10 protein-coding genes are annotated in these 8,988 nt (G+C 76.4%); 2 read left to right on the forward strand and 8 right to left on the reverse strand.

Translation table 11 applies throughout. The features are described 5' to 3' along the window. Positions 1-31 precede the first annotated feature (31 nt). The 7 genes from VGP36_22140 to VGP36_22170 are packed head-to-tail and all read right to left on the reverse strand — an operon-like array spanning position 32 to position 5,840. Positions 32-1,276 carry a bifunctional 3,4-dihydroxy-2-butanone-4-phosphate synthase/GTP cyclohydrolase II gene (locus VGP36_22140; protein ID HEV7657409.1) on the reverse strand — a complete coding sequence of 415 codons (1,245 nt, stop codon included), beginning with the start codon at positions 1,274-1,276 and terminating at the stop codon, positions 32-34. Continuing rightward, positions 1,273-1,878 carry a riboflavin synthase gene (locus VGP36_22145; GenBank protein HEV7657410.1) on the reverse strand — a complete coding sequence of 202 codons (606 nt, stop codon included), beginning with the start codon at positions 1,876-1,878 and terminating at the stop codon, positions 1,273-1,275. The genes VGP36_22140 and VGP36_22145 overlap by 4 nt, the downstream gene beginning before the upstream one ends. Before the next feature lie 3 nt (positions 1,879-1,881). Further along, positions 1,882-2,550, reverse strand: a complete 669-nt coding sequence (gene rpe, locus VGP36_22150) for a ribulose-phosphate 3-epimerase (protein HEV7657411.1) — start codon at positions 2,548-2,550, stop codon at positions 1,882-1,884. Between the two features lie 32 nt (positions 2,551-2,582). Then, positions 2,583-4,070, reverse strand: a complete 1,488-nt coding sequence (locus tag VGP36_22155; GenBank protein ID HEV7657412.1) for a transcription antitermination factor NusB — start codon at positions 4,068-4,070, stop codon at positions 2,583-2,585. Further along, the gene (gene fmt, locus VGP36_22160; protein ID HEV7657413.1) at positions 4,067-5,002 is read right to left on the reverse strand and encodes a methionyl-tRNA formyltransferase; all 936 of its coding nucleotides are present in this window, start codon (positions 5,000-5,002) and stop codon (positions 4,067-4,069) included. The genes VGP36_22155 and fmt overlap by 4 nt, the downstream gene beginning before the upstream one ends. Then, complete coding sequence (gene def, locus VGP36_22165) at positions 4,999-5,538, reverse strand: peptide deformylase (protein ID HEV7657414.1); 540 nt, start codon at positions 5,536-5,538, stop codon at positions 4,999-5,001. Before def ends, fmt begins: the two co-directional genes overlap by 4 nt. 38 nt (positions 5,539-5,576) lie before the next feature. After that, positions 5,577-5,840 carry a hypothetical protein gene (locus VGP36_22170; GenBank protein HEV7657415.1) on the reverse strand — a complete coding sequence of 88 codons (264 nt, stop codon included), beginning with the start codon at positions 5,838-5,840 and terminating at the stop codon, positions 5,577-5,579. 179 nt (positions 5,841-6,019) lie between these two features. Between VGP36_22170 and VGP36_22175 the strand changes: the two genes are divergently transcribed. Next, complete coding sequence (locus tag VGP36_22175) at positions 6,020-6,586, forward strand: sigma-70 family RNA polymerase sigma factor (GenBank protein HEV7657416.1); 567 nt, start codon at positions 6,020-6,022, stop codon at positions 6,584-6,586. Further along, the gene (locus VGP36_22180; protein HEV7657417.1) at positions 6,583-7,431 is read left to right on the forward strand and encodes a hypothetical protein; all 849 of its coding nucleotides are present in this window, start codon (positions 6,583-6,585) and stop codon (positions 7,429-7,431) included. Before VGP36_22175 ends, VGP36_22180 begins: the two co-directional genes overlap by 4 nt. 3 nt (positions 7,432-7,434) lie before the next feature. Here VGP36_22180 and VGP36_22185 read toward each other — a convergent pair. Next, positions 7,435-8,988: primosome assembly protein PriA (locus VGP36_22185; protein ID HEV7657418.1), on the reverse strand; the 1,554-nt coding region annotated here is incomplete at its 5' end.

The following is an 8,988-nucleotide window of genomic DNA, read 5'->3' on the forward strand; positions in this document are numbered from 1 at the left end:
ACAGTGGAATCATCGGGTCTGCCGGCGCCGCTCATCGCAGCGCTCCCCCGGCCGGGTCGAGCTCGGGCAACCCCGGCAGGTCGTGGCCCATCCGGTCCCGCTTGGTCAGCAGGTACGCCGTGTTGTCCGAGGTCTGGTGCACCGGCAGCGGCACCCGGCCCAGGATGCGCAGCCCGTAGCCCTCCAGCCCGGCGCGCTTGGCCGGGTTGTTGGTCAGCAGCCGCATCGTCCGGACGCCGAGGTCGACGAGGATCTGCGCGCCGGTGCCGTAGTCGCGGGCGTCCGCCGGCAGGCCGAGGCGCAGGTTGGCCTCCACCGTGTCCGCCCCCGCGTCCTGCAGCTGGTACGCCTGCAGCTTGTGCACCAGGCCGATCCCCCGGCCCTCGTGCCCGCGCACGTAGAGCACCACGCCGCGGCCCTCGGCGGCGACCGCGGCCAGCGAGGCGTCGAGCTGGGTGCCGCAGTCGCAGCGCAGCGAGCCGAAAACGTCCCCGGTCAGGCACTCCGAGTGCACCCGGACCAGCACGTCCTCGCCGGCGCCGATCTCGCCCAGCACCAGCGCGACGTGCTCGCGCTCGTCCAGGTCGGACTCGTAGCCGACCGCGGTGAACACGCCGTGCCGGGTGGGCAGCCGGGCCTCGGCCTCCCGCCGCACCTGCCGCTCGGTCCGCCGCCGGTGGGCGATCAGGTCGGCGATCGAGATCAGCGTCAGCCCGTGCTCGGCGGCGAAGACGGTCAGGTCCGGCAGCCGCTTCATGGTGCCGTCGTCGTTGCCGATCTCGCCGATCGCGGCGGCCGGCTGCAGTCCGGCCAGCTTGGCCAGGTCGACGCCGGCCTCCGTGTGCCCGGGGCGGCGCAGCACGCCGCCCTCCTTGGCCCGCAGCGGGAACACGTGCCCGGGCCGGCAGAACTGCTCGGCCGTGGTCCGTGGGTCGGCCAGCAGCCGGATCGTGTGCGCGCGCTCGGCCGCGGAGATCCCCGTGGTCACGCCGTCGCGGGCGTCCACCGAGACCGTGTACGCGGTCTGCTTGCGGTCCTCGTTCGTGTGGTGCATCGGCGGCAGCGCCAGCCGGTCGCAGTCCGCCCCGGTCAGCGGGACGCAGATCACGCCGCTGGTCCAGCGGACGAAGAACGCGATCAGCTCGGGGGTGGCGAGCTCCGCGGCGAGGACGAGATCGCCCTCGTTCTCCCGGTCCGCGTCGTCCACGACCACCACGGGGCGACCCGCGGCGAGATCCGCGACCGCCTGCTCGATGGTTCCGAACGCCGTTGTCACACCTCGACGTTACCTTCTGTCGCGGTACTCCCACTCAGGAGACGCTCGACGTATTTCGCCACCACGTCGACCTCCAGGTTGACCGCCCCGCCGACCGGGGTGCTGCCGAGCGTGGTCCGGTCCAGCGTGGTCGGGATGAGCGCGACGGTGAAGGAGTCGGTGCCGGCCTCCACCACGGTGAGGCTGATGCCGTCCACCGTGATCGAGCCCTTCTCCACCAGGTAGCGGGACAGCGCCGGCGGCATCTCGAACCGCAGCACGTGGTCCGGGCCGCGCGACAGCAGCCGCCCGACGCCGTCGACGTGGCCCTGGACGAGGTGGCCGCCGAGGCGGGTCACCGGCGTGACCGCCCGTTCCAGGTTGATTCGTGACCCCACGGCGATTGCGCTGAGTGACGAACGGCTCAAGGTCTCGTCCACCACGTCCACCGTGAAGGTGTCGCGGTCGACGCCGGTCACGGTGAGACACACCCCGTTGACCGCGATCGAGTCGCCCTCGTTCGCGTCGCTCACCACCAGCGGTCCCAGGACGGTCAGCCGGGTGGTCTCGCCCGGCTCGAGGGCGGTGATCTCGCCGAGCTCTTCCACGATTCCGGTGAACACGCCTCAATCCTGCGCTTCGCGGGCGCGTCGGCGAAGCTCCCTGATTGCCTTCTCCGGGTCGTCGGCGGCGAAGACGGCCGATCCGGCCACGAAGACGTCCGCGCCGGCCTCGGCCGCGGCCGCGATCGTGTCCTCGTTCACGCCGCCGTCGACCTCGATCGCCACTCGGAGGTGCCCGGACTCGACCCGGCGGCGGGCCGCGCGGACCTTCGGCAGCACCTCGGCCCGGAACTCCTGGCCGCCGAAGCCGGGCTCGACGGTCATCACCAGCAGCGTGTCGTACCCGGTGAGGAGCTCCAGGTACGGCTCCAGCGGGGTGCCGGGCTTGAGCGCCAGCCCGGCCAGGGCGCCGGCGGCGCGCAGCTCGCGGGCGAGCCTGGCCGGGTCGGCGGCGGCCTCGGCGTGCACGGTGACGTTGCGGGCGCCGGCCGCCGCGTACGGCGGGGCCCAGCGGTCCGGGTCGTCGATCATGAGGTGGCAGTCGAGCGGAAGGTCGGTCGCCTTGAGCAGGGCCTGCACGACCGGCAGGCCGATCGTGAGGTTCGGCACGAAGTGGTTGTCCATGACGTCCACGTGCAGCCAGTCGGCGCCGGTCACCGCGGCCGCGGCCTCGGCCAGCCGGGCGAAGTCGGCCGAGAGCAGGCTCGGGGCGATCCGGGGTTCGGGCGGCACCGCGTCACCCTACCCAGCGCGCGGCGGGCCGCTCAGCGGCGACGGAGCAGCGCGCAGAACATCGCGTCGGTGCCGTGCAGGTGCGGCCAGAGCTGGACCATCGGCCCGTCCGCCGGGAAGTACGGACCGGCGTCGAGCAGGTCCGCGGTCCCGTCGGTGAGCACGTCCTCGACGACCTCGCGGGTCTCGGCCAGGTGCGGCGAGCAGACCACGTACGCGACGACGCCGCCGGGGCGGGCCGCCGCCAGGCCCTGGCGCAGCAGCGCCCGCTGGATGACGGTCAGCTCCTTGAGGTCGTCCTCGGTCCGCCGCCAGCGTGCCTCCGGGCGGCGGCGCAGCGCGCCGAGACCGGTGCAGGGCGCGTCGATGAGCACGCGGTCGGCCCAGCCCGGCGCCCAGGGCGGGACGGTGCCGTCGGCCTGCAGCACCGACACCGGCGACCCGCTCACCGCCGCCGCCACCAACCGCGCCCGATGCGCCGCCAGCTCCACCGCGACGACCCGCGTCCCCGCCCCGCCGGGAGGTGCGGCTCCGCCGGGAGGTGCGGCTCCGCCGGGGGCGGGCGCGTCTGTCCCGGCGCCGCCGGTGAGAGCGGGTCCGGAGGGCGGCGCGGTGCGCAGCGCGGCGACGGCGCCCAAGAGCGCTGCTTTGCCGCCGGGGCCGGCGCAGAGGTCGAGCCAGCGGGCGTCGGGACCGTCGAGCGGCGCCCGGGCGAGCGCGAGCGCGCAGAGCTGGCTGCCCTCGTCCTGCACGGCCGCCCGGCCGTCCCGGACCGCGACCAGCGCGCCGGGATCGCCCCCGGCCGGCAGCCGCACCGCGTACGGCGACCACGGCCCGGGCTCGCCCCCGGCCTGCTCGGCCAGCTCGTCCCGGTCGGCGCGACCGGGCCGGGCGACCAGGTGGGTCTGCGGCCGGGCGTCGTCGGCGGCGAGCGCCTCCTCGGTCTCGGCCGGGTCGCCGAGGGCGTCGCGGAAGGCGGCCGCGATCCAGACCGGGTGCGCGTACCGCAGCGCGAGCAGGGCCAGCGGGTCGGCCGGCGCGACCTCGGCGATCCAGGCGTCCCAGTCCTGCCGGGCGATCCGGCGCAGCACCGCGTTGACGAACCCGGCCGCCCGCCGCGGGGCCAGGTCGACGGTCGCGGAGACGGCCGCGTGCGATGGCACCCGGGTCCGCAGCAGCTGGTACGCCCCCAGCCGCAGCGCCGCCCGCGCGGCCGGGTCGATCGCGTTCATCGACCGGTCGGCGCAGCGGGCCAGGAACACGTCCAGGGTGCCGGCCGCGCGCAGCGTGCCGTACCCGAGCTCGGTCGCGAACGCCGCGTCCCGGCCGGTCAGGCCGCGCTCGCGCAGCAGGCCGGGCAGGGTCAGGTTCGCGTACGCGTCGCGCTCGTCGACCGCGCGCAGCAGGTCGTACGCGACCCGCCGGGCCGGGTCGGCCTCGCGTCGCGGGGCCGGACGCGTCGGCCCCGGCCGCCGGCCCGCTGCCCCACCCCGCCGCCCAGCCGGCGGCCGCGCGCTCACGCCGGGGTTCCGAGACGGGCGCCGGCGGTCGGGCGCGCACCGCGGGCCCAGTCCGCGGCCGGCATCGGCCGCTTCCCCGGCGCCTGCACGTCGCCCAGCTCCACCGGATCGGTCGCGGTCCCGACCAGCACCCGCCGCCGCTGCACCAGCAACTCCCCCGGCGCCAGCGCAGCGGCATCGGACGACGGCCGCACCGGTCCGAGCTTGAGCCGGTCCGGCCCGTACGTGGTCCAGGCCCCGGGCGCGGGCGTGCACGCCCGGACCAGTCGGTCCACCCGCAGCGCCGGCGCGTTCCAGTCGACGTGCGCGTCCTCGACGGTGATCTTCGGCGCCGTCGAGACGCCCTCGGCCGGCTGCGGCCGCGGCACCAGCGTGCCGTCCTCGATCCCGTCCAGCGTCGCCACCAGCAGCCCGGCGCCGGCGGCGGACAGCCGCTCCAGCAGGGTGCCGGCGGTGTCGCGCGGGCGGACGGTCTCGGTCAGCACGCCGTACACGGGCCCGGTGTCCAGGCCCTCCTCCAGCTCGAACGTCGTCGCGCCGGTGACCTCGTCGCCGTGCAGCACCGCGGCCTGCACCGGTGCGGCCCCGCGCCAGGCCGGCAGCAGCGAGAAGTGCAGGTTGACCCAGCCGTGCTCGGGGATGTCCAGCGCCGGCCGCGGCACCAGCGCCCCGTACGCGACCACCGGGCAGCAGTCCGGCTCCAGTTCCGCCAGCGCGACCAGGAAGGACGGCTCCCGCGGCCGGGCCGGCGAGAGCACCGGGATGCCCGCCGACTCGGCCAGCCCGGACACCGGCGAGCGTCGCTCGTGCCGGCCGCGACCGGCCGGCGCGTCCGGCCGGGTCACGACCGCGACCACCTCGTGCCGGGAGGCCAGCAGCGCACGCAGCGGGGGCAGCGCGACGGCCGGGGTGCCGGCGAAGACGATCTTCAGAGCGCCCGTCCGAAAGTCGGGTGCGGGCTGAGCCTGACCGCGGCGGCCCAGGGCGCGTCCCGGATCTCGGCCATCGCCTGCTTACGGGTCTCCGGGTCGAGCCGGTCGACGAACAGGATCCCGTCCAGGTGGTCGGTCTCGTGCTGCACGCAGCGGGCCAGCAGGTCCGAGCCGGCCAGCGTGACCGGCTCGCCGTGCACGTCGAACCCGCGGGCGACGACGGTGCGGTGGCGCCGGCAGTCCCAGGACAGCTCCGGGATCGACAGGCAACCCTCCTCGCCGATCTGCTCCTCGTCGTCGGGGAAGCTCAGCTCCGGGTTGATCAGGTGCCCGTACTCGTCCTCGGAGATCGCGTACGTGAACACGCGCAGGCCGACCCCGATCTGCGGCGCCGCCAGGCCCCGTCCGGGCGCGGCCACCATGGTCTCGAACAGGTCGTCGACCAGGATCCGGAGCTCCTTGTCGAAATCGACGACCGGCTCGGCCGGCGTACGCAGCACGGGGTCGCCGAACAGGCGGATCGGCTGCACGGCCACGGGTTGCTCCAGGGGTCGGGATCGGACCCCCACTCTACTTAGCCGGCGATCCTGACCACCTCCGAGTCGGCGTCGTCCGCCAATGCCGGCCGCCTGGCCGGATGCTCCACCAGGGCGAGCACCCGGCTCGCCATGAACCGCGCCGTCCGGACCGGGGTCCCGCCGCGGGTCACCTCCGTCACCTCGACCAGCCCGCGGCCCGTACGGATGTCCACCCGCCGGCCCGCCCTGGTCGCCATGACCTCGTACGTCTTCGTGTCGCCACCTGCGTCGATGACGACCTCTACCCTGTCGCCCTTCATACTTCACACAACGTTCGAACGGCTTCGAACACTCCCCGAATCAGGATGTCGGGGGCCTTTCCAGGCCGCGGGCGCGGTGACCCTGGGGCTCCGCCCCCGACCCGTGCGGTCCGGCGCGGTTGGACACTCCGTACCGGCAACACTTCGGGCGGGTCCGGACACCTAGGGATGTGACTTCCGTGCAGCCCTCCGACCAGGAGCTCTGGGACCAGGCCGGGACGGGGTCGGGCGAGGCGTTCGGCCTGCTGTTCGACCGGCACTCGCGGGCCGTCTACAACCACTGCTTCCGGCTGACCGCGTCCTGGGCGACCGCCGAGGACCTCACCTCCACGACGTTCCTGCTGGCCTGGCGGCACCGGGACCGGATGCGGCTGGCCAACGAGAGCCTGCGGCCGTGGCTGCTCGCCGTCGCGACCAACGCCGTACGGACCGAGCGCCGGTCGCTGCGGCGCCGGCTCACGCTGGTGGACCGGGCCCCGCACGAGCCGCCGTCCGCCGACCACGCCGACGACGTGGCCGGCCGGGTCGACGACGAGCGGCGGATGTCCGCACTGCTGGCCGAGCTGCACAAGCTGCCCCGGTCCGAACAGGAAGCGGTCGCGCTCTGCCTCTGGTCCGGCCTGTCGTACCCGGAGGCCGCGGCCGCGCTCGGCGTGGCCGAAGTGACCGTCCGCTCCAGGGTCTCCCGCGCCCGGTCGAAGCTGCGCGCCGCCCTCGCCTCCACCCTGATCGAGGAGACACCATGATCGCCGAACGCGAGCTGCCCGCCGCCGCCCACGCGGCCGCCCGGGGCCGGGTCGTCGCCGCGGTCACCGCGCCACCGGCCCGCCGCTGGATACCGGCGGCAGCGGCCGCCGCGGTGGTCGTCGCGGTGGCCCTCCCGGTCGCCCTGCTCGGCCGGCCCGACGGCCCCCCGGCCGCCGGCACGCCCACCGCCGCGTCGGCGACGCGCCGGCCCCCGTTCCCGCCGGATTACCGGCCCGGCCAGCCGGAGGTGTTCCCGCCCGAACACATCCACAGCGCGGCGCCGTGGACCCCGGCGCCGAACCCGGCCCACACGCTGCCGGCCGAAGCCACGATCGCCGACCGCTGCCTGAACGGCACGGGGACCGACTTCGCCGCCGGGACGTCGCTGCGGGCGCTGTCCACCGACGACCGCGGGTACGTCGCGTTCGTCGGCGCGAAGGACAAGATCCTCTACTGCGCCTTCGCCTGGGACGGCTCGGTCGACCATCGCAGCGCGCAGACCGAGGGCGCCATCGCCGCACCCGGTGAGTACGCGCCGGCCGGCACCCCCTCCGGGCTCGGCGGGCTCGACGGCATGGTCGACGGCGACACCAGCCGGCTGCCGGGCTCCGACCCCACGCTGTACAGCGCGCTCTACTACGGCGTCGTGACGCGGAACGTCCGCTCGGTCACGTTCACCATGAACGGCGCCCCGCCGGCGACGGCGGACATCCGCGACGGCAGCTTCGTCGTCCGGGTGGTGTTCCACGGACCGTCCGACGAGAAGGCGCTGCGCCAGACCGGCCGGCTCGTCGCGTACGACGCGGCCGGGAAGAAGATCGGCGCGCTCAGCATCAACGGCTGACCCTCAGAACAGCTCCAGCGGGTCGAGCTGGATGCGGACCGGGTCCGGGGCCTTGCGGGCGGAGCGGGTCGCGGCGGCCGCGTGCAGCGCGGCCGCCAGCGCCGCCCCGTCCCTCCTCGGGACCCGCAGCAGCAGCCGCTCGGTCTCCTCGCCGCCGACGGTGCCCGCCGGCACGGGACCGAGCGGTTCGGCGGTCTCCGGCAGCCGGGCCACGTCCAGCAGCTCGGCGATCGCGGCCGGCATGCCGGTGAGCGAGGCGAACCGGCGGGCCGGCGGGAACCCCAGCTCGGTCCGCTCGGCCAGCTCGCGGTCGGCGAAGCCGGCCGGGTCCCAGCGCACCAGCGCCTGCACCACCGGCAGCCCCGCGTCCGCGCCGACCACGACCTTGCCGCCGGAGCCGGCCGGCCGGACCAGTGCGGCCGCGTTCGCCCACCGCCGCAGGGTCTCCTCGCCGGCCCGCAGGTCGGGCCGGCTCAGCAGGGCCCAGCCGTCCAGCAGCAGCGCCGCGCCGTAGCCGCCCTCGGCCCGCGGCTCGGCTCCCGGGGTGGCGACCACCAGCGCCGGCCCCCCCGGCACGGTGGTGAGCACCGCGGCCCCGCCGGAGGTCCGCACCGGGACGCCGGGGAACGCCCGGCCCAGCTCCTCCGCGGTCCGGCCGGCGCCGACCACGACCGCCCGCAGCCGGGTGAAGCCGCAGACCCCGCAGGACCAGTTCGCGGCCGGGCGGCCGCACCAGCGGCAGGCCGGGACGGTGTCGCCGCCGCCGGCCGCGAGCGGCCCGGAGCAGTGCCCGCAGCGGGCCGGGGTCCGGCAGCGGGCGCAGGCCAGCGAGGGGACGTAGCCGCGGCGCGGCACCTGGACCAGCACCGGCGCGCCCGCGGCCAGCGCCTCCCGGGCCGTACGCCAGGCCAGCGTGGGCAGCCGGGCCGTCCGGGCGCCGGCGTCGCGACCCATCTCGACGTCGTCGCCGGCCGCGCCGACCCGCGGGGCGGCCGCGCGGACCGCCTCCCGGTCGGCGACGATCGGCTGGGCCCAGCCGGTGCCGACCAGCTGCTGGGCCTCGGCCGTACGCGCGTACCCGCCCAGCAGCGCCGCGGTCCCCTCCAGATGGGCCCGCAGCAGCAGCAGGTCGCGGGCGTGCGGGTACGGCGCCCGCGGCTCGGCGTGCAGGTCGTCACCGTCGTCCCAGATCGCGACCAGGCCCAGGTCGGCGACCGGGGCGAACCCGGCCGCCCGGGTCCCGGCCACGACCCGGACGCCGCCGCGGCGCACCCTCAACCAGCGGCGGTACCGCTCGGCCGGGCCGAGGTCGGCCGCGAGGGCGACGTGCATCCCGGCGCCCAGCACCGCGGTCAGCGCGGCGTCGAGGCGATCCAGGTCGGTCCGGTCCGGCACCACCAGCAGCGCGCCCCGCCCCGCCGACAGCGCCGCCGCGGCCGCCTCGGCGTACCGCGCGGCCCAGTCCTCCCCCGGCAACGCCGACCACACCGCCCGCGCCGCCCGCCCCTCGGCGATCGCCCCCACGAACCCCGCCCCGGCCCGGTACGCCCCCCACCC

It is taken from the genome of Mycobacteriales bacterium, assembly GCA_035995165.1.
Lineage (GTDB): Bacteria > Actinomycetota > Actinomycetes > Mycobacteriales > CADCTP01 > CADCTP01.